The organism is Dermacoccus sp. GAS27A, from assembly GCF_044909235.1.
GTDB classification, from domain to species: domain Bacteria; phylum Actinomycetota; class Actinomycetes; order Actinomycetales; family Dermatophilaceae; genus Dermacoccus; species Dermacoccus nishinomiyaensis.
The window spans coordinates 145,316-164,504 of the sequence record NZ_JBIYDW010000001.1 but is presented as its reverse complement, the minus strand read 5'-3'; the positions used below and the strand labels follow the sequence as shown (position 1 = coordinate 164,504).

The 19,189-nt window shown below is 69.8% G+C and carries 15 protein-coding genes and 1 riboswitch; of the genes, 3 read left to right on the top strand and 12 right to left on the bottom strand.

Annotated elements, in window-relative coordinates; genetic code table 11:
- Positions 1–3: 3 nt before the first annotated feature.
- From ftsW to mraZ, 8 genes are all read right to left on the bottom strand, one after another.
- On the bottom strand, positions 4–1,257 hold the full coding sequence (gene ftsW, locus ABH936_RS00690) for a putative lipid II flippase FtsW (protein ID WP_239304149.1): 1,254 nt from the start codon (positions 1,255–1,257) through the stop codon (positions 4–6).
- Positions 1,254–2,774, bottom strand: a complete 1,521-nt coding sequence (gene murD, locus ABH936_RS00685; protein ID WP_404602098.1) for a UDP-N-acetylmuramoyl-L-alanine--D-glutamate ligase — start codon at positions 2,772–2,774, stop codon at positions 1,254–1,256. Before murD ends, ftsW begins: the two co-directional genes overlap by 4 nt.
- Complete coding sequence (gene mraY / locus ABH936_RS00680) at positions 2,756–3,847, bottom strand: phospho-N-acetylmuramoyl-pentapeptide-transferase (RefSeq protein WP_006946613.1); 1,092 nt, start codon at positions 3,845–3,847, stop codon at positions 2,756–2,758. The genes murD and mraY overlap by 19 nt, the downstream gene beginning before the upstream one ends.
- Positions 3,844–5,256, bottom strand: a complete 1,413-nt coding sequence (gene murF / locus ABH936_RS00675; protein ID WP_404602095.1) for a UDP-N-acetylmuramoyl-tripeptide--D-alanyl-D-alanine ligase — start codon at positions 5,254–5,256, stop codon at positions 3,844–3,846. Before murF ends, mraY begins: the two co-directional genes overlap by 4 nt.
- On the bottom strand, positions 5,253–6,998 hold the full coding sequence (locus ABH936_RS00670; protein WP_404602093.1) for a peptidoglycan D,D-transpeptidase FtsI family protein: 1,746 nt from the start codon (positions 6,996–6,998) through the stop codon (positions 5,253–5,255). The genes murF and ABH936_RS00670 overlap by 4 nt, the downstream gene beginning before the upstream one ends.
- A gap of 320 nt (positions 6,999–7,318) precedes the next feature.
- Positions 7,319–7,969, bottom strand: coding sequence for a hypothetical protein (locus ABH936_RS00665; RefSeq protein WP_404602091.1), 651 nt, complete (start codon positions 7,967–7,969; stop codon positions 7,319–7,321).
- Complete coding sequence (gene rsmH, locus ABH936_RS00660) at positions 7,966–8,937, bottom strand: 16S rRNA (cytosine(1402)-N(4))-methyltransferase RsmH (protein ID WP_404602089.1); 972 nt, start codon at positions 8,935–8,937, stop codon at positions 7,966–7,968. Before rsmH ends, ABH936_RS00665 begins: the two co-directional genes overlap by 4 nt.
- Before the next feature lie 138 nt (positions 8,938–9,075).
- Complete coding sequence (mraZ, locus tag ABH936_RS00655) at positions 9,076–9,507, bottom strand: division/cell wall cluster transcriptional repressor MraZ (protein WP_006946550.1); 432 nt, start codon at positions 9,505–9,507, stop codon at positions 9,076–9,078.
- A 396-nt stretch (positions 9,508–9,903) separates the two neighbouring features.
- Between mraZ and ABH936_RS00650 the strand changes: the two genes are divergently transcribed.
- The 3 genes from ABH936_RS00650 to ABH936_RS00640 are packed head-to-tail and all read left to right on the top strand — an operon-like array spanning position 9,904 to position 14,164.
- A complete protein-coding gene (locus tag ABH936_RS00650; RefSeq protein ID WP_115296345.1) occupies positions 9,904–10,875 on the top strand; it encodes a MoxR family ATPase in 972 nt (323 codons plus the stop codon).
- On the top strand, positions 10,872–11,972 hold the full coding sequence (locus ABH936_RS00645; RefSeq protein WP_404602086.1) for a DUF58 domain-containing protein: 1,101 nt from the start codon (positions 10,872–10,874) through the stop codon (positions 11,970–11,972). Before ABH936_RS00650 ends, ABH936_RS00645 begins: the two co-directional genes overlap by 4 nt.
- Positions 11,969–14,164 (top strand): transglutaminaseTgpA domain-containing protein, encoded by a 2,196-nt coding sequence (locus ABH936_RS00640; protein WP_404602084.1) that lies wholly within the window; start codon positions 11,969–11,971, stop codon positions 14,162–14,164. The genes ABH936_RS00645 and ABH936_RS00640 overlap by 4 nt, the downstream gene beginning before the upstream one ends.
- Positions 14,165–14,427: 263 nt before the next feature.
- On the opposite strand, the gene ABH936_RS00635 is transcribed toward ABH936_RS00640, so the two are convergent.
- From ABH936_RS00635 to ABH936_RS00620, 4 genes are all read right to left on the bottom strand, one after another.
- The gene (locus tag ABH936_RS00635) at positions 14,428–16,089 is read right to left on the bottom strand and encodes an RNA polymerase sigma factor (protein ID WP_404602082.1); all 1,662 of its coding nucleotides are present in this window, start codon (positions 16,087–16,089) and stop codon (positions 14,428–14,430) included.
- Positions 16,090–16,383: 294 nt separating this feature from the next.
- Positions 16,384–16,746: a universal stress protein gene (locus tag ABH936_RS00630; protein ID WP_404602081.1), complete on the bottom strand. Its 363-nt coding sequence runs from the start codon at positions 16,744–16,746 to the stop codon at positions 16,384–16,386.
- A 69-nt stretch (positions 16,747–16,815) separates the two neighbouring features.
- On the bottom strand, positions 16,816–17,988 hold the full coding sequence (locus ABH936_RS00625; RefSeq protein WP_288756436.1) for a homoserine O-acetyltransferase: 1,173 nt from the start codon (positions 17,986–17,988) through the stop codon (positions 16,816–16,818).
- A gap of 34 nt (positions 17,989–18,022) precedes the next feature.
- Positions 18,023–18,131: riboswitch (SAM riboswitch) on the bottom strand.
- Between the two features lie 89 nt (positions 18,132–18,220).
- Entirely contained in the window at positions 18,221–19,159 is a 939-nt protein-coding gene (locus ABH936_RS00620; protein ID WP_288756437.1) for a hypothetical protein, read from the bottom strand.
- Positions 19,160–19,189: the final 30 nt, after the last annotated feature.

Below are 19,189 nucleotides of genomic sequence, written 5' to 3'. Positions count from 1 at the left end.
CAGTCAGCCTTTCCGTCGAGGGAGCACGGCGAGTGTGCGCGCCACGCGGCGCGGTTTGAGGGTGAGAGCTTCGGCGGCACCTGGTTCCTGCCTGGCGAAGGCCAACAGGATGCCGATGCCGAACAGTGTCATGACGAGCGCCGACCCGCCATAGGAGACCAGCGGGAGCGGCACACCGACGATCGGGAAGATGCCCAGGACCGAGCCGATGTTCACCACTGCCTGGAAACAGATCCACACCATGATGCCGGCACTCGCGACGCGGACGAACATGTCACGCGTCTGCGCGATGAGCCGGTAGCACGCGTAGGCGAGCACGACGTACAACGCGAGCACCGTGAGGGCACCCGGCAGACCGAGCTCTTCGCCGATGATGGCAAAGATGAAGTCGTTGTGAGCCTCCGGCAACCACTGCCACTTCTCACGCGAGGCGCCCGGCCCGAGGCCCCACACTCCGCCCCCGGCGAGAGCGTACATGCCGTGCACCTTCTGGTAGCACCCGTCGAGGTCGACGTTGTCGCACCCACCGAGCCAGGCCTGGATGCGCGAGGTCCGGTTACCACTCGTCCAGATCGCGATGGGCAACGTGACGAGGGCGAGGGCCGCCAGCCAACCGAACAACGCCTTGCGCGCGCCGGCACACCACAACATGCCGAGGTAGATGACCGTGACGACCATCGTCGTCCCGAGATCCTTTCCGAGCATGATCAGCCCGATGAGCAGGACGACATAGGGCACGGTGGGCAGGATCGAGCGACGGGGGTCGTGCAGGTAGGCCTGTCGGTTGGACAGGACGAGCGCCACCATGAGGATCAGCGCCACCTTGCCGATCTCGGACGGCTGGATCTGCAGCCCGCCCACTCGGATCCAGTTGCGGTTGCCGAGTACCTCCACACCGATCCCGGGCACCATGACGAGCACCTGCAGGAAGAGTGCGGCGAGCATGAGAGGAAAGGCCATCACCTTGAACACCCGGATCGGCAGACGACTCGTCACGGTAGCCACGATGACACCGACCACGGCGAATACCGCCTGCTTCGTGAAGTCCGAATACGGCGACTGCGTATCCATGTACGACGTCACGCTCGAGGCGGACAACACCATGACGAGTCCGAGTCCGACGAGCATGCCCGCCGAGCCGAGGATCAGGTAATACGTGGCCAGCGGCGACTCGAGCCACTTCAGGCGCCCTCTGAGCTGACGCGAGGCCCCCTGCACCGCAGGCGAATCCCGCCATGACAGGCGCGTCGCCGTCATGCCCCGGATCCGCTGAGTGCCGCGACCGCGTCGGCGAACGCGTCACCGCGCGCGCCGTAGGAGGCGTACATGTCGAGACTCGCCGCTGCCGGTGCGAGCAGCACGGTGTCGCCGCGCTGGGCGGCTGCGTTCGCCGCCGCGACGGCCTCACGCATCGCCTCGTCGGCATCGCTCGTGTCTATGACGGTGACGGGCACCTGCGGCGCGTGGGCCGCGAGAGCGTCGGCGATGATGCCCCGGTCACGACCGAGCAGCACCGCGGCGCGCAGCCGCGAGGCGTTCGCGCGCACGAGATCATCGACCTCGGCGCCCTTGAGCAATCCGCCGGCGATCCAGACGACGGGGTCGAACGCCTGCAGCGACGCCTGGGCCGCGGGCGGGTTCGTCGCCTTCGAGTCGTCGACCCAGCGCACGCCGCCGACCTCGGCGACGCTCGCCATCCGGTGCGGCTGGGGCGTGTAGTCGACCAGGCCCTGACGGACGGCGGCGAGCGTCACGCCGTAGCTGCGGGCGAGCGCGGCCGCGGCGAGCGCGTCGGCGACGTAGTGCGGTGCGGAAGCGTTCGGGCCGAGGTCACTCAGGATGGCGAGTTCGGCTGCGCTGGTGCGTCGTTCGGCGATGAAGGCACGGTCGGCGAGGACGTCGTCGACGATGCCGACCATCGACGGCCCCGGCGTGCCGAGCGTGAACCCGATCGCGCGACAGCCGTCGACGACCTCGGCGTCCTCGACCATCGCCTCGGTCGCGGGATCGTCCACGTTGTAGACGCACGCGACCTGGGTGCGCTCGTACACCCGCCCCTTCTGACGCTTGTATTCCTCGTAGGAGCCATGCCAGTCGATGTGGTCGGGGGCGACGTTGAGGCAGCAGGACGCGTACGGCGACACCGTGCGCGACCAGTGCAGCTGGAACGACGACAGCTCGACCGCGATGACGTCGTACGGCTGCGGGTGCAGTACTGCCTCGAGCAGCGGCATGCCGACATTGCCGGCGGCCACCGCGCGCAGCCCCTGCGCCTTGAGCATCGACTCGAGCATCGTGACGGCCGTCGTCTTGCCGTTGGTCCCGGTGATCGTCAGCCACGGCGCACCGCCCTCGCGCGGGCGCATGCGCCACGCGAGCTCGACCTCACCCCAGACGGGGATGCCGCGCGACATGGCGTCCTGCATGATCGGCGCGCTCGGCGCCACGCCCGGCGAGGTGACGATGAGATGCGTACCCTCCGGCGCCGCGTCCATGTGCTCGGCGCCGAACGCGACGTCGGCGCCGAGGACGTCGAGGATCTGCGCGCGTTCGGCCATGACGTCGCTGTGGTCGCGCGAGACGACGCGCACGCGGGCGCCGCGCTCGAGGAGCGCGTCGGCGGCCGCGAACCCGGACACGCCGAGCCCGATGACGAGCACCGACAACCCGGACCAGTCGGCGTCGCGGTGCGTGAGGTCACGCTCCCCCGCGAACGGTTCGTACGAGGGGTCGAGGGCCCACAGGTCGTGCTGGCTCACTGGCTGACGTTCCATTCCGCGTAGAAGATGCCCAGACCGAACGCGACGCACAGCCCCGCGATGATCCAGAACCTGATGACGACGGTGATCTCGTTCCAACCCACCATCTCGAAGTGGTGGTGCAGCGGCGCCATCCGGAAGATGCGCTTGCGTCGGGCCTTGAACGAGCCGACCTGGAGGATGACCGAGAGCGTCTCGATGACGAACAGCCCGGCGAGGATGACGACGAGGAACTCGGTGCGCGTCGTGATGGCGAGGCCCGCGAGCGCGCCGCCGAGGGCGAGCGAACCGGTGTCACCCATGAAGATCTTGGCCGGCGTCGCGTTCCACCACAGGAAGCCGAAGCAGGCACCCATGAGCGCCGCGGCGACGACGGCGAGGTCGTGAGGGTCGCGTACGTCATAGCACTTGGCGGCGTGCGTCATCATCTCCGAGTACTGGCAGTTCTGGTTGAACTGCCAGATCGAGATGAGCACGTACGCGCCGAACACCATGACGCACGCGCCGGTGGCGAGCCCGTCGAGACCGTCGGTGAGGTTGACGCCGTTCGAGGTACCCGCGATGAGCAGGTTCGCCCAGATGACGAACAGCAGCAGGCTCACGACGGTGCCGCCGACCGCGAGCGACAGGCTCGAGTCACGCACGAACGAGATGGCGTAGCTCGCGGGTGTGAGGCCGTTGGAGTTCTCGAACTGCAGTGCGAGCACTGCGAAGATGACGGCGACGAGCGTCTGCCCCCCGAGCTTCTGCAGTGACGTCAGCCCGAGCGATCGCTGCTTCGTGATCTTGATGGCGTCGTCGGCGAACCCGACGAGCCCCAGCCCCGCCATGAGGAACATGACGAGTAGGCCGCTCGCGCTCATCGGCGTCATCGTGAACAGGTGGGCGCAGCCGTACGCGAGCAGGCTCGCCGCGATGATGACGGCGCCACCCATCGTCGGCGTGCCGCGCTTGGTGTGGTGCGTCGTGGGGCCGTCGTCGCGGATGAACTGCCCGTATCCCTTGCGCACCAGGAACTTGATGAACATGGGGGTGCCGAACAGAGCGGCGATCAGCGACACGATGGCCGCGATGAGCACGCCCTTCATGAGGTCACCTCCGTGACAGGAAATGCGGGTGTACCGGATTCTTCGACCAACCTATCCCCCAGCATGCGAAGACCCGAGTCACGACTCGACTTGAACAGCACGACATCCCCCGGTTCGATCTGCTCGACGAGCACGTCGTGTGCCGCGTCGATGTCGTCGACGGTGGTCACGGCGTCCGCCGTCATGCCCGCCGTGCGCGCCCCCTGCGCGATGGCCTGCGCGCCCGCGCCGACGACGACGAGGCGGTCGATGCCGAGTTCGGCGGCGAGCTGCCCGACGGCGGTGTGCTCGTCATGCGAGGCCTCGCCCAGTTCACGCATCTCACCGAGCGCGGCGATGCTGCGGCGTGAGGTACCCATGTGGGCGAGGGCTCGCAGCGCGGCACGCATCGAGTCGGGGTTGGCGTTGTACGCGTCGTTGACGAGCGTCACGCCGCCGCCGACCTCGCTGACCTCCATGCGCCAGCGCGACGCGGCCCCGGCTCCGGCGACGGCCTCGACGACGTCGCCGAGCGCGAGTCCGAGGCTGGTCGCGGCGGCGATGACGCTGAGCGAGTTGCCGACCTGGTGCTCGCCGACGAGGGCGAGACGCACGTCTGCCTCCCCGAGGGGGCAGGTGAGGTGATAGCTCGGGCGACCGGCCTCGTCGATGCTCACGTCGGTGGCACGGTAGTCGGCGTCCTCGCCGAGCCCCACGAGGATGACCTTCGCCTGCGTGCGGCTCGCCATCGCGCGCACCCGCGAGTCGTCGACGTTGAGGATCGCGACGCCGTCCTGCGGCAGCGCCTCCACGAGCTCACCCTTAGTCCGGGCGATTGCCTCGACGGAGCCGAACTCGCCCATGTGCGCCTGCCCGACGTTGAGCACGATGCCGATGCTCGGCGGCGCGATCTTCGTCAGGTACGCGATGTGCCCCACCCCCGAGGCGCCCATCTCGGCGACGAGGTAGCGCGTCGCCTCGTCGATGCGGCAGACCGTCAGCGGGACCCCGACCTCGCTGTTGAGCGAGCCGTAGGGGGCGATCGTCGGCGCGAACCGCGCGAGCACCGCACCGAGCAGATCCTTCGTCGACGTCTTGCCCGACGAGCCGGTGATGCCCACGATCTGCAGGTTGGGTGCACGGTCGACGACGGCGCGCGCCACCTCGGCGAAGGCCAGTTCGACGTCGTCGACGACGACGCACGAAGCACCGTCGACCGCTCGCTCGCCGAGAACTCCGGCAGCGCCGACCGCCAGCGCGGCCGGGACGAAGTCGTGCCCGTCCGCGTGCTCACCGACGCGCGCGACGTAGAGCGAGCCGGCGGCGCACTCGCGCGAGTCGGTGACGACGGGACCGGTGATGCGAGCGTCGGGGCCGACCAGGCGTCCCCCGGTGACGGTCGCGATCTCCTCGAGTGATAGTTCGATCACTGGGACGACGACTCCTTCGAACGGTATTCGATCGGATAGGGCAACTTGTCGCTCTTGTTCGGGGGAATCTTACGGTTATGCAGGGCGTACCCCATGACCTTGGAGAACACGGGCGCGGCGAGGTCGCCACCGAAGGTGCCCGCCTGCGGCTTCTGCAGCGTCACCGACACGATGAGCTGCGGATCCTTCGCGGGCGCCATGCCGATGAAACCCGCCGTCACGCCGTCGTACGTCTTCTTCTGCGCGTCGTAGCGCTGGGCCGTCGAGGTCTTGCCGGCGACGTCGTACCCGTCGACGGCCGCGAGCGGCGCCGAGCCCTCCTTCGACACGACGCCCTGCATCATGCCGATGAGCTCGCGCGAGGTCTTCTCACTGAACACGCGCGTCGGCGTGCGATCGTCCTGCGGCGCCTTCATCGTCCCGTCGGCGTCCTGCACCTTCGACACGAGGCTGAGCGGCGAGCGCACCCCACCGTTGGCGATGGTCTGGAACAGCGCCGTCTGCTGCACCGCAGAACTCGCGAGGCCCTGACCGAACATCACGGTGTACCACGTGTCCCCCACCCAGTTCTTGACGGGCGGGACGATGCCCGCGGACTCGCCGGGAAAGCCGATTCCGGTCGTCTTGCCGAGCCCGAACTTCATCATGTACGAGTACAACGTCTCCTTGGGCATCTTCTCGCCCGCGAGGATCGTGCCCATGTTCGACGATTGTGCGATGACACCGGCGAGGGTCAGGTACTCGACGCCGTGGGGGTGCGAATCCTGGAACGGGCGCCCGGCGCGCTCCAACTTGGCGGGCACCTCGACATGCGTCGTGGGCGTCGCGAGGCCCTCCTCGAGGAGCGCGCCCGCCGTCACCATCTTCTGTGTCGAACCGGGTTCGAAGGTGTCGGTGAACGCACGGTTCTGCAAGGCGTCGGACGCGGCCGAACTCATGTCGTTGTTGTCGAAGCTCGGGTAGCTCGCGGTCGCGAGAAGGTGCCCCGCCTTGTCGGCGACGACGATCTCGCCCGACTGCGACTTCGTCTTCTTGACGGCCGCGACGAGTTCGTTCTGCGCGTACCACTGGATGTCGTTGTCGACGGTGAGTTGCACGGCCCGGCCGCTGACGGGCTGCTGGTCGAGGTTGTCCCCCGTCGCGATCGGCTCGCCGTTGCGAGCACGCTCGATCTGGTGGATGCCGTCCTTGCCGCGCAGCTGCGCGTCGAGCATCTGCTCCACCCCGCCGCCGGGCACGCCGGCCGAGTTCACCCAGCCGACGAGCGGGGCGACGGAGGTGTGCTGCGGGTATTCACGCTTCTGACGCAGTTCCGAGGAGATGCCGGGCAGCTCCAGCGCCTTGAGCTGGCTCCACTGCGCCGGCGTGATGTCCTTCGCAAGGTACACGAAGCGGCTCTTTCGCTTGCTCGCCTCGTCGAGCTTGCTCGCGTAGTCGCTCGCGTCGCCGCCGAGCACCTGGGCGAGTTGTGCGCTCACGCCGTCAATGCCCTTGGGCGACTTCTTCGAGTTCTTGCGGTACTGCGAGGCCGCAACAGGGTCTCCCGCGATGTCGCGGCGTTCGACGCTGCGGGCGAGGACCGCACCGTTCTCATCGGTGATGGTGCCGCGCGCGGCCGGCACGTTGGTGCGCGTGAGCCGCTGCGTCAGCGCCTGCTGGGACAGCTCGTCCGCGTTCCACCACTGCACGCTGAACAGTTCATAGGCGAAGATCGCGAACACGAGCGTGAATGCCATGAGCATGAGTCGCGAACGTCGGCGCGGGTGCCCGACGGCCGCGAGACGTGCCCGGGCGGGTTCGTTCCAGCGCACCGGGCGGCCCTGGCCGTCGCTGTTCTGACGAACGCCTCGCGCACCACCACCCGCAGCCGGCCGTTCGCGAGGCCGATCCTGACCCTGGGGTCGTCCCTGTCGCCGGTTCTGCGCCGGAACCCGACCGCGAGATCCAGGACGTTGGGAGTCGTCGGGACGGGGGCGGCGAGGCTGGCCGGGCTGAGAGCGCCGGGGTCGATCCACGTCAGCTCTCCTCGTCCCGCTCGTCCACGTCGTGCTCGCTCTACGTCTTACTTGCTCGTCTTCTTCGCCGCCTCGGCCTTCTTGACCGCCTCGGCCTTCTTGGCCGCCTCGGCCTTGGCCGCAGCAGCGTCGGCCGCTGCCTTCTCCTTGGCTCGAGCCTGCGCCTGCGCCACCGGGTCGGTGATGTGCAGACCGACGGTGCCGCTGGCGATCACCTCGCCGGCCGCCTTGCTGGCGGGGGTGCTCGGGAGCGTGTTCACACTAAGCGCCGTGCCCGCCTGGCTCGGGTGTGCCACGCCGAGCTTCTTGCCCGTGTCCCGACTCACATAGGTCATCGACGCCGGCTTGACCATGCCGTAGCTCTCGGCCTTCAGCGTGAGCTCCTCGGGCGCGGACACGGCCGAGATCTCGCTGTCGAGCGCCTGCTCTCGCTCGTTGAGCGTCGAGACGTCACTGCGCAGCGTCGAGAGGGTGAACGACTGCTCGGCGCGCATCGTGTTGAGAAACAACAGCGCAAGCGCCGAGGCCATCGCGACGAGGACGGCGAGCGCCATGAAGCGAGTGTGCCCGGCGCGCTCGGCGGTGGCGACCTGAGTCGCTGGCCGAGCCGGACGCGCACCGGAACGGGCCGAGGTGACGCGGGGGCGACTCGTCGTCACTCGACGAGGGGCGCGGGTGGGGGCGGCCAGCTGGGTCATGACTGGCTTCCTTTCGCTCGGGTGCGTTCGATGACTCGTAATCTGACGGAGGCACTGCGGGGGTTGCGCTCGAGTTCGTCCTCGCTCGGGACGGCGGCGCCCCGGGTGACGAGCGCGAACTCGGGACGGTGCTCGGGTAGTTCCACCGGTAGACCGGGCGGCGCGGTCGAGGCGGACGCGGTTGCGAAAGCGCGCTTCGTGATGCGGTCCTCCAGCGAGTGGAACGACAGCACGGCGAGGCGTCCGCCGACGGCCAGCGAGTCGAGCGCCGACGTCACAGCCTGCTCCCAGCCGCGCAGTTCGTCGTTGACCTCGATGCGCAGGGCCTGGAAGGTGCGCTTGGCCGGGTGGCCGCTCTGACGCTGCGAAGCGAGCGGGATGACCGAGCGCAACATCTCGACGAGCCGACCCGACGTCGTCCACGGCTGCTTCTCTCGCTCCTTGACGACGGCGTGCGCGATCTTGCGGGCGAAGCGCTCCTCGCCGTACGTCTTGAGGATGCGCTCCAACTCGTCCTGGCTGGCGGTGTTGAGGACGTCGGCGGCCGTGGGCCCGTCGCTCGTCTGGTCCATCCGCATGTCGAGTGGCGCGTCGGCGCGGTAACTGAAGCCGCGGTCGAGCTCATCGAGCTGCAGGCTGGAGACGCCGAGGTCGAACAGCATCGCGTCCGCGGGGCGGGGCAGGACGTCGGCGACCTCGGTGTTGACGGCGTGCACGCCTTCGAAGCGGTCACCGAAGTGGGCGAGGCGTTCACCGGCCAGACGCAGGGCCTCGGTGTCACGGTCGATCCCGATGGCGCGGGCCTTGCCGAAGCGCTCGAGCACGGCCTCGGTGTGGCCACCCATGCCGAGGGTGGCGTCGACGTAGAGAGCGCCGGAGCGCGCGAGCGAGGGGGCGAGAGCGTCGAGGATCTCGGTGAGCATGACGGGCACGTGACGATCGGCTGCGAGGCCGCGTGACATCTCCATCGGTGCTCCGTCGCTCGAATCGGGGTGGGCGGCATTCGGCCGGCGGCGCTGCTGTCGCCAGGGCCCCCGCCGCTGGGCTTCCGGCACCGGGGAAGGTGTGTCGGATTCTCAGCGGCCGGAGACCTCGCGACAGCAGGGCTACAGCAAACCGGGAACGACTTCTTCGGCCTGCTCGGAGAACGGCTGTTCCGCGCCGGCGAGGTAGTCGTTCCACGCCTGCGTGTCCCAGATCTCGACGCGGTTACCCGCACCGATCACCGTGCATTCCTTCGAAAGACCCGCGTACTCGCGCAGCAGCGGCGGGATCGTCACACGGCCCTGCTTGTCGGGGATCTCGTCGGAGGCCCCCGAGAGCAGGACGCGCTGATAATCACGCACCGCACGCGAGGTGACGGGTGTCGTGTTCATCGCGGCAGCGATGCGCTCGAACTCGTTCATCGGAAAGACGTACAGGCAGCGTTCCTGCCCACGCGTCATGACGAGGCCCGCAGCGAACTTCTCGCGGAACTTCGCGGGAAGGATCATGCGGCCCTTGTCGTCGAGACGCGGCGTGTGGGTACCCAGAAACACGGCTGGGCACCTCCCGTCACCGATCTCGCTCCGATGACCCCCACTCTACTCCACTTCACCCCACCATGTCGCCCCATCATGTCTGATCTCGTGATCTGGGCAGAGCGATTTCCGCGTCATTGCAGGGCTGACGGCGGGTGGGGCGCGGTGGAGGGAAAAAACCGCCGTTCCCCGAGCGTGGGGGCGCGGGGTCCGGCTCGGTCGACGGCTTCACGGCCACGGCATCTCGTCGAGAGCGCAGGTGGAGCGATGTGGAGGAACCCGGTGGAGCGCAGTGGAGGGCGTGCGTGGAGCGCGGTGGAGGGCGATGCGCTCGTCGGCCAGGCGGGTGACGACGCATCCGAGCCCGCGGGGCGAACTGTGGCCGGGGAGGGAAGTTTGGCAAGATCGTGAGTCATGGAACGCCGCAGCCCCGAGCCTTACCCCGCGACCACCGACGTCCTCGGCCTCGCCGACGCCGTGCGCCGCAACGTCGCCCTCGTCGTCGAGGGCAAGGACGACGTCGTGCTCACGGCCGTCACCGTGCTGTTCGCGGGCGGTCACCTGCTCGTCGAGGACGTGCCGGGCGTCGGCAAGACCGTGCTCGCCAAGGCCCTGGCCCGTTCGGTCGACGCGACGATGCGACGCATCCAGTTCACGCCCGACCTGCTCCCGAGCGACATCACCGGTGTCAACGTCTACGACCAGGGCAAGGGTGACTTCACGTTCCGTCCGGGCGCGGTGTTCGCGAACATCGTCATCGGTGACGAGATCAACCGCGCCTCGCCGAAGACGCAGTCGGCGCTGCTCGAAGCGATGGAGGAGCACCAGGTGAGCATGGACGGGCGCACCATGCCGCTGCCGCGCCCCTTCATGGTCGTCGCGACACAGAACCCTGTCGAGATGGACGGCACCTTCCCCCTGCCCGAGGCGCAGCGCGACCGTTTCATGGCGCAGATCAGCATGGGTTACCCCTCTGCGCGCGCCGAGCTCGACATGCTTCTGCATCACGGTGAGAAGGACCCGCTCGACACGCTGCGTCCCGTCGCCAGCGCCGACGACGTCGAGCACGCGATCGATGCCATCGCGTCGCTGCACACGAGTGACGCGCTGCGTCAGTACGTCGTCGACCTCGTCGCCGCGACGCGCAGCCACCCCAGCCTGCGTCTCGGCGCGAGCCCGCGCTCCTCGCTGCAGCTGCTGCGCGCGGCGCGCGCCCACGCCGCCATCGCGGGGCGCGACCACGCGCTACCGGAGGACGTCGCCGCCATGGCGCCCGCCGTCCTGTCGCACCGTGTCCTCATGAACCGCGCCCAGCGCGACGAGACGCCCGGTGACGTCGTGCGCCACCTCGTCGAGACCGTGGCTGTGCCGTCGGCGTCGCGATGAGCGCGCTGCCGCGCCTCACCCGTCGTGGCCTGCTGCTCGCGGGAGCGGGCGTCTCCCTCGTGCTCATCGGCGCGTTCTCGGGTTTCACCGACCTCGTGCGAGCCGGAATCTTCGCGTTGCTGCTCCTCGTCCTCAGCGTGCTGACGCTGCTCGTCGCGACACGCGCGTCGGCGCAGGTGCGTCACGCCGGCCCGCGGTTGCCGCTCGAACCCGGTGACCGCGAGCGTGTCGCAGTCCACGCCGAGCTGTCGCCGTCGGCGCGATTCTCGGGTGCCACCCTCCAGGAACCGCACACGTTCGGCGGCCCGACGCCGTCGTGGCCGGTCGAGGGGCGCCACTTCGACGGCGAATACGCGGTGAGCGCACCTCACCGCGGCCGCTTCGTCACCGGTCCGACGCGCCTGGTCGTGCGTGACCCGTTCGGCCTCGCGCACCTGACGCGGGACGTCACCGCGCGCCGTGAGATCCGCGTGTGGCCCCGCCAAGACGTCGCGCTCACGCCGCAGCGCGGGCGCAGCCTCGTCGGCGACTCGAGCATCGAATCGCACCTCGCCTTCGGCGGCGAGGTCGGGGCGAGCGTGCGCCAGTACGTGCGCGGTGACGACATGCGCCTCGTGCACTGGCCCGCCACCGCTCGCCGCGGTGAACTCATCGTCCGCCAGCTCGACCCACCGACCGACGAGACCGCCCGTGCCCGGCTCGTCGGGCACGTCGAGACCCCGGGTGTCGACGCCGGATGGGAAGGCCTCGTCGAAGCCTGCGCCTCGTGGCTGAGTGCACGCGCCCGCGCGCACCAGCCCTTCGCGCTGCGGGTCGGCGCCGAGACCTACCGCGATCTCCACGACGCGATGGACGCCCTCGCCGTCGCGGGTGATTGCCCCCTCGTCGACGACGCCGCGTCCGCGCACGTCGTCTTCGTCCACGCCAACACCGCGGGCTCACTGGGGCCGGCGCCGTCCGGGGGTGAGGCGTTCGTCGCCGGATCACCCGATGCCGTGACGTCGATGCGCGCCCGCCTCGACGCCGACGGGTGGAGCACACATACGGTGCCCGAGGCGCGCCCCGTCACCACCGCCCCCGCCGAAGGAGCTCGATGACCACCCGCCGCATCCTCGCCGAGGTCGCCCTGGGGCTGCTGTGCCTGAGCGCCTGCTGGCCGCTCGTCGAGTTGTCGAAGGCCGGCAGCGTCGGCGTGCCGATCGTCGTGGCCGCGCTCGTCGTGTGGGCGATCGGCGCCGGGCTGCGACGCGTGGGTGCACGCTCCTGGCTCATCGTGCTCGCGCAGGCGGCGGCCGTCGTGGTCTCGCCACTCGCGGCGCTCGCCGCGCACGGGGTCTCCCCGACCCCGTCCGCTCTGCGGGCCGCCGGCCACGAGGCGCAGAAGGTCGCGAACTCCTCCGTCGCTCCCCTGCCGGCCATCGCCGGCGTCATCGCCGCGCTGACGCTCGGCGCCGCGCTCGTCGCCCTCGTCGTCGACTACGTCGGGGGCACCTCGAAGCTGCCGGCCGCCACCGTGCTGCCCGTCGCGGCGCCGTTCGTGCTCGCGACGACCGCGCTCGGTCAGACGTTGCCGCTGCCCTACTTCGCTGCTGCCGCAGCCGCGTGGGCGCTCCTGATGTGGCTGAGCACGAGTCGTTCCCGCACGTTGACGGGTGCGCCCGTCTTCGCCGCCGTGACGGTGCTGGCCGTGGCCGGCGCCGCCGCCCTGTCGGGGCACGTGCCGACCCGCGCGACTCCGGCTCTCGCCGAGGGTGGGGCCCGGGGCGTCGACACGAGCGTGGACTTCTCGACATCGCTCGATCTGAGCAAGGATCTGTCCTCGCGCAACGCGGCGCCTGTCCTCACCTACACGACCGAGGACTCACAGCCCGGCCCGCTCCGGGTGACGACGAGCTCGACGTACGCGGACGGCCAGTGGCGCGCCCGCACGAACGAGCCGACGACGAAGGTGAAGGCCAACAGCGAGTTCCCGGCGCTCGGCTACGACCCGGCCGTGCCGACGACGAGCTCGCAGGCCACCGTCACGCTCAACGCGATGAAGCCGCCGTTCATCGCCGCGCCGACGACGCTGCGCGCCGCCGCCTTCGGCCAGCGCCACGACACCTTCGACGTCGGAACGACGACCGGCGTGCCGCACCTCGACGCTCAGGTGCCCGCGTACGCCGTCATCTTCCGGACGTTCACGGCGGCAGCGCGCCCCGTCGACGACTCGGCCGTCAGCGCCGGAACCGGTGGGGTGACGAAGGATGACCTCGACGTCGCCTCGCTGCCGCAGGCGGCCCGCACGCGGATCGACGCGCTGCTCACCGCCTCCGGCGCCGGGGATGCGACCTCGCGTTTCGACAAGGCCGTCGCCATCCAGAACCACCTGCGCACCGACCCGTCCTACACGTACTCGCTGACGCTCGCCCCGATCCGCACCGTCGACGGCGCGAAGCTCGACCCCCTGTCCAACTTCCTCGAGACGAAGCAGGGTTACTGCACCCAGTACGCCACCGCGATGGTGATGAGCGCGCGCTCGCTCGGCATCCCGGCGCGCGTCGCGATCGGATTCCTTCCCGGCACGAAGCGGGGCAACGAGTACGAGGTCCGCGCCGCGGACGCGCACGCCTGGCCGGAGCTGTACTTCCCCGGCATGGGGTGGACGCGGTTCGAGCCGACGCCCGGTTCGCGCTCGGGCGCGGCCCCGGCCTACGCACGGACGAGCCCGTCGGCGACGAAGTCGTCGTCGAGCGCCCCGACGACGAGCTCGAGCGCGCCCGTGCCGTCCACTCGTTCGGTTGCCCCGTCGACGACGCAGACGTCGAGGTCGACCTCGCACGGCGCGCCGGTGACGCCCCACGACGACGGCGTTCTTGGTCGCGTCCTGCTGACGCTGCTCGGCCCACTGGCGGTCATCGCCCTGCTCGGCGCGCTGCCGCTGCTCGGTTGGTGGCGACGCAACCGCCTGGTGCGTCAGGCACGTGAGCCCCGCGAGCGTGACGAGGCGCTGTGGCACCGCATGGTGTGGAACCTGCGCGACCTCGGGTACGTCATCACGACCGAGCGATCCCCACAGGAAGCGGCCGGCCGGTTCGCCGACGACAACCCGCGCGCGTCGACGCACCTCGTCGAAGCCGTCGAACGCGCGGCACGCTCGATCGAGAACTCGCGCTACGCTCCGACGCCTGCGCGGGGCATGGCTGCCACGACCGAACGCGTGACGCGCGCAGCACGCTCCGACGCCTCCGTCGGCGCTCGCCTGCGGGCGTGGCTGCTGCCCCGCTCGGCGTTCGGGACACGGAGCTGACGTCGCCGCGGGGCCCTTCGAGCGTGGGTTCCGCGGAGCGTCAGACGTTCTGGCTCGTCCGGTGTGCCGGATGGTCGGGCGTTCGACCCGTCAAGGTCGCGGATATCTGCGTTTTCCCTACGCCCAGACTTCTCGAACGAGGGCCCTCTAACACGGCATACACGCCACTGGCCCACATCCACTCGAGTGGATGTGAGCCAGTGGCGTCGTACGCGAGGCTGCGAACGCCTCGCGCCTCGTCCACGACTCTCAGTCGAGGATTCTCAGTCGAGGTAGTCGCGCAGCACCTGCGAGCGCGACGGGTGTCGCAGCTTGCTCATCGTCTTGCTCTCGATCTGACGGATGCGCTCACGCGTCACGCCGTAGACCTTGCCGATCTCGTCGAGCGTCTTCGGCTGGCCGTCGGTGAGGCCGAAGCGCATCGAGACGACGCCCGCCTCGCGCTCGGACAGCGTGTCGAGCACCGAGTGCAGCTGCTCCTGCAGCAGCGTGAAGCTGACGGCGTCCGCCGGGACGACGGCCTCGGAATCCTCGATGAGGTCACCGAACTCGCTGTCGCCGTCCTCACCGAGGGGCGTGTGCAGCGAGATGGGCTCACGGCCGTACTTCTGGACCTCGATGACCTTCTCGGGGGTCATGTCGAGCTCCTTGGCCAGCTCCTCCGGCGTGGGCTCGCGGCCCAGGTCCTGAAGCATCTGACGCTGCACGCGAGCCAGCTTGTTGATGACCTCGACCATGTGCACCGGGATGCGGATGGTGCGCGCCTGGTCGGCCATGGCACGCGTGATGGCCTGACGGATCCACCACGTCGCGTACGTCGAGAACTTGTAGCCCTTGGTGTAGTCGAACTTCTCGACCGCGCGGATGAGGCCGAGGTTGCCCTCCTGGATGAGGTCGAGGAAGAGCATGCCGCGACCCGTGTAACGCTTGGCCAGCGACACGACGAGACGCAGGTTGGCCTCGAGGAGGTGGTTCTTCGCGTTCTTGCCGTCCGAGGCGATCCACCACAGCTCGCGCTTGAGCTTCATGTCCATCTTGACGCCCGACTCGAGCTTCTGCTCGGCGAACAGGCCGGCCTCGATGCGCTTCGCGAGCTCGACCTCCTGCTCGGCGTTGAGCAGGGCGACCTTGCCGATCTGCTTGAGGTAGTCCTTGACCGGGTCGGCCGTCGCACCCGCCGTCACGACCTGCTGGGCCGGCGCGTCATCCTCGTCACCCGGACGCAGGACGAAGCCGCCCTTCTCGTCTTCGGCCTCGCCGGCGGGCTTCTTCGCCTCGTCGACCTCCTCGGCGCCTGCCTCGACGTCCGTCACGACGACGTCGTCGATCTCGACGTCCTCGGCGACGACCTCGTCCGGCTCGCCAGCGGATGCTTTCTTGGCGGTGGTCTTCTTCGCGATCGTCGACTTGGCCGCGGTGGCCTTCTTCGCCGTCGCCTTCTTGGCGGTGGTCTTCTTGGCGGCCGCCTTCTTCGCGGGGGCCTCACTCGCCCCGTCGGCGGTGACGATCTCGTCGAGCTCGACGTCGGTCTCCGCCTCTACGGCCTTCTTCGCCGCCGTCTTCTTGACGGCAGCCTTCTTCGCGGTCGTCGTCTTGGCCGCGGTGGTCTTCTTCGCGGCAGCGGTCTTCGTCGCCGTCTTCTTGGCAGTCGACTTCTTCGCCGCGCTCTTGCGCCCGGTCGTCGTGGCGACGGCCTGGGCCGCGTGAACCTCGTCGAGCACGATCTCGATGCCCTCGGCCCCCAACGCCTTCAGCACCGCCTTCTGCTTGGCCATGGAGATCTTCGCTTCTTCGAGGGCGGTCTTCAGCACCACGCTGTCGACCGTGCCGCTCGCGCGCCCCTGCTCGAACAGAGCAATGACCGCGGGATGGTCGATGTCCGCGGGAAGCGCGGGGGTCTGAGCCGTTTCGGACACTGAGGTCACCAACTACCTTCCGAGAGTGCACAACGCATCGGGCAGGCGCAATCGCGCGCCGAGCGCTTCGTACGAGGGAAGAGACGAACCACGGGGGCGGGATCCGACGAGAGCCGGTTGCCCGAGACTCACCTGAGCTCGCCTGGCACCGTGGTGCCTGATTCGATCCCCCGCGTCGCTTCTTTCACCATTATAGAACTCTGGGTCGAGAACCGCAGAATCACGGGGTTCAACGCCCCTGCGTGCGCGGGTGTTCCCGACCTGACGCAAGCGCGTCAGGCCGGGGTTGGGAGCAGCGCGAGATCAGTGCGCTGTGGGCTTGACCGCGAGGACGGGGCACGGCGCGTCGAGCAGCAGCCGCTGAGCGCTCGAACCGAGGATCAGCTTGCCGACGGGCGTGCGGCGACGCAGCCCGATGACGAGCAGCGCCGGGTCGAGTTCGGCCACCTCGTCGAGGATCACCTCGACCGCGTCCTGGCCCTCCTCCACCTGCACGACGCGGCCGCCGACCGCGTCCGCACTCTCCAGCGCGGCAGCGCGCGCGTCGTCGCTCGGGACGGTCGAGACGAGTACGAGCGGGCGCCCCAGCACACTCGACTGACGCACGGCCTCGGCCACCGCGGCCTCACCCTCCGGGCCCGGAGCGAAACTGACGACGACGGACATGCGCAACCCCTGTTCTGCGACTGTGGCGATCGGCTCACACGCTACCCGAGGTGCCGCGAGCGCCCGCCGTCACGCCACGGGACGGACGCGGCCCGCCTCGGCCGTGAGCGGCCGAGCGATGACCTCGCGCACGAGCGCCGCGATCTGGTCGGCCTCGATGAGGAAACCGTCGTGACCGTGCGGCGAGTGGATGAGACGCAGCCGTCCGCGCCCGTGAGCCCGGACGATGTCGGCGGAGGCACTGACCGGGAACAGCCGATCGGAGTCGACCGCGGCGACGACGAGCTCACCCCCGAACACCCGGAGCGCAGGCTCGATGCCGCCGCGGCCGCGGCCGACGTCGTGCGTCGCCATCGCCTGCGTGAGCCGCACATAACTCATGGCGTCGAACCGCGCGACGAGTTTCGCGGCGTGGTGCTCGAGATAGCTCTCGACGGCGAACAGGCCGCCGTCGAGCGTGCGGTCCGCTCCCTGCGACTCGCGCCCGAACCGCTCCTGCAACTCGTGCGCGCTGCGGTAGGAGGTGTGCGCGATCTGGCGGGCGAGCCCGAGCCCCGACGTCGGGAAGACGCCCTGCTCGAGGTAGCCGCCACCCCGGAAATCCGGGTCAGCTTCGATTGCCCGCACCTGCGTGTGCCCCCACGCGATCTGGTCGGCGCCCGCCGCCGCGCAGCTCGCGACGACGAGGGCGCGCTGCACCCGATGCGGGAAGGTCGCCACCCACTCCGCGGCGCGCATCCCGCCGAAGGAGCCGCCGATGACGGTGTGGAAGTGCGCGATGCCGAGAGCGTCGGCGACCCGCGCCTCGGCGCGCGCCTGATCCCTGACGCTGACGTGTGGGAAGCGCCCGCCCCACACCCGGCCGTCTGGTGCGAGCGACATGGGGCCCGTGCTGCCGCGACAGCCGCCGAGCACGTTGATCGCCACGACGAACAGCTCGTCGGTGTCGAGGGGCGCGCCGGGGCCGATGAGACCAGGCCACCACCCCGCCGTCGGCTGCCCGGGGCCGACCGGCCCGACGACGTGCGAGTCTCCGGTCAGGGCGTGCTCGACGAGGACGGCGTTGCTCGCGTCGTCGTTCAGCTCGCCCCAGCACTCGTACGTCATGACGACGTCGGGCAGGGCGGCGCCGTTCTCCAGCGTCAGGGTGCCGATGTGGACGGCACGTGCGTGCGGGTTGAACCCGCCGTCGGTGAGGGGCGCCGCGGGGTCGGCCACGGCGAGGCGACGGTGCGAAACCATGACGTCCTCGATTCCGAGGTGGGTCGCAACCCACCTCTCGCGCTTGCCGCCCACGGGCGGCCCTGTCGTCACCCGGGGCACCCCGCCGCGAGGGAGGGTTGCCGCTCAGCAAGCCGGGGCTTGTGTCACTGAAACTCTTGACCTGCGACACAGTAGGCGGCCCTGCCCGCGGCTTCCATCGCCCGCGCGGCGACGTCCACGATGTGGCGCGCTCCCACAACCGGCACGCTCGTCAGGCGACGGAACTCTGCCGAGCCTTCGTGTGGAGCGCACCGACGGCCTGCTCGTACGACAACCCCGTGCCTGTGATGTCGCGCAGCAGCTGCCCCAATGACGTCCGCCCGATGAGCAGCGACGCCGCGGCGCACGCACCGGCTCCCCGCAGGTCGCCTTCGCGCCAGGTCGCGGCGGCCTCGAGGGCCTTCCACGCGGCGCGGCCGTGGCGCGGCACGAGCGGCAGCCAAGTTCGCAGGCACGCGCTCGTCATCGGCGGGCCGGGCTCGCCGAGCGGCGTGCCCGGGCTCAGCAGACGGAAGAGTTCGGGTGCGACGCACAGGAGGATCTCATCGCGCGTCGGGCCATCGACGACAGCGTCGGCGAGCACCTGCAGGTCGGCGCTGCGGGAGCGTCGCCGGGTGCCCGACGCGGTGTCGGGGACGTCGCACAACCGTGCCCAGGCGGCTCGGACGTCGACGACGCTGGGAACGGGGCGCGCGGTGGCGGCCATGGCCTCGCCGCCGCGGCGGACGTCGCGAAGCTGCTCGCGGGTCTGCTCTGACAGGGACGGGATCTCGTGGATCGCGCCGTCACAGCAGCCGAGCTCGCATTCGATGGCCCACCAGTGCTCGTCGCTGGCACCGAGGACGTGGTGCAGCGGCACGCGGCGCTCGATGCGTTTCGCGAGGGCCGCGATGTCGACGCGGCCCGGCTCGCAGCGATAGGCGATGGCGATGGCGGCCTGCGCACCCATCGTCGCGCGCCGCTCAGCGACGACGTCGAGCATGTGCGCCGTCTCCCCGTCGCACGCATCGTCCGCCCAGCCGAGCACCCCCGCGAGCGCACCGTCACGTTCGAACAGGACGATGACGGCGCCCGCCCCCTCGGAGCCGACGAGATCGGGAAGGGCTGCCACCAGGGCGCTGAGGCCCTTGAGTCGTGTTGTTGTCTTCATGCCCCCCAGCGAAACCCATGACGCCACCCG

What these genes read in the sequence shown, in the direction of transcription:
- ftsW (WP_239304149.1), bottom strand. Translation starts at nt 1,257, where the DNA reads ATGACGGCGACGCGCCTGTCATGGCGGGATTCGCCTGCGGTGCAGGGG.
- murD (WP_404602098.1), bottom strand. Translation starts at nt 2,774, where the DNA reads ATGGAACGTCAGCCAGTGAGCCAGCACGACCTGTGGGCCCTCGACCCC.
- mraY (WP_006946613.1), bottom strand. Translation starts at nt 3,847, where the DNA reads ATGAAGGGCGTGCTCATCGCGGCCATCGTGTCGCTGATCGCCGCTCTG.
- ABH936_RS00670 (WP_404602093.1), bottom strand. Translation starts at nt 6,998, where the DNA reads ATGCTCATGGCATTCACGCTCGTGTTCGCGATCTTCGCCTATGAACTG.
- ABH936_RS00665 (WP_404602091.1), bottom strand. Translation starts at nt 7,969, where the DNA reads ATGACCCAGCTGGCCGCCCCCACCCGCGCCCCTCGTCGAGTGACGACG.
- rsmH (WP_404602089.1), bottom strand. Translation starts at nt 8,937, where the DNA reads ATGGAGATGTCACGCGGCCTCGCAGCCGATCGTCACGTGCCCGTCATG.
- ABH936_RS00650 (WP_115296345.1), top strand. Translation starts at nt 9,904, where the DNA reads ATGGAACGCCGCAGCCCCGAGCCTTACCCCGCGACCACCGACGTCCTC.
- ABH936_RS00645 (WP_404602086.1), top strand. Translation starts at nt 10,872, where the DNA reads ATGAGCGCGCTGCCGCGCCTCACCCGTCGTGGCCTGCTGCTCGCGGGA.
- ABH936_RS00640 (WP_404602084.1), top strand. Translation starts at nt 11,969, where the DNA reads ATGACCACCCGCCGCATCCTCGCCGAGGTCGCCCTGGGGCTGCTGTGC.
- ABH936_RS00630 (WP_404602081.1), bottom strand. Translation starts at nt 16,746, where the DNA reads ATGTCCGTCGTCGTCAGTTTCGCTCCGGGCCCGGAGGGTGAGGCCGCG.
- ABH936_RS00625 (WP_288756436.1), bottom strand. Translation starts at nt 17,988, where the DNA reads ATGGTTTCGCACCGTCGCCTCGCCGTGGCCGACCCCGCGGCGCCCCTC.
- ABH936_RS00620 (WP_288756437.1), bottom strand. Translation starts at nt 19,159, where the DNA reads ATGAAGACAACAACACGACTCAAGGGCCTCAGCGCCCTGGTGGCAGCC.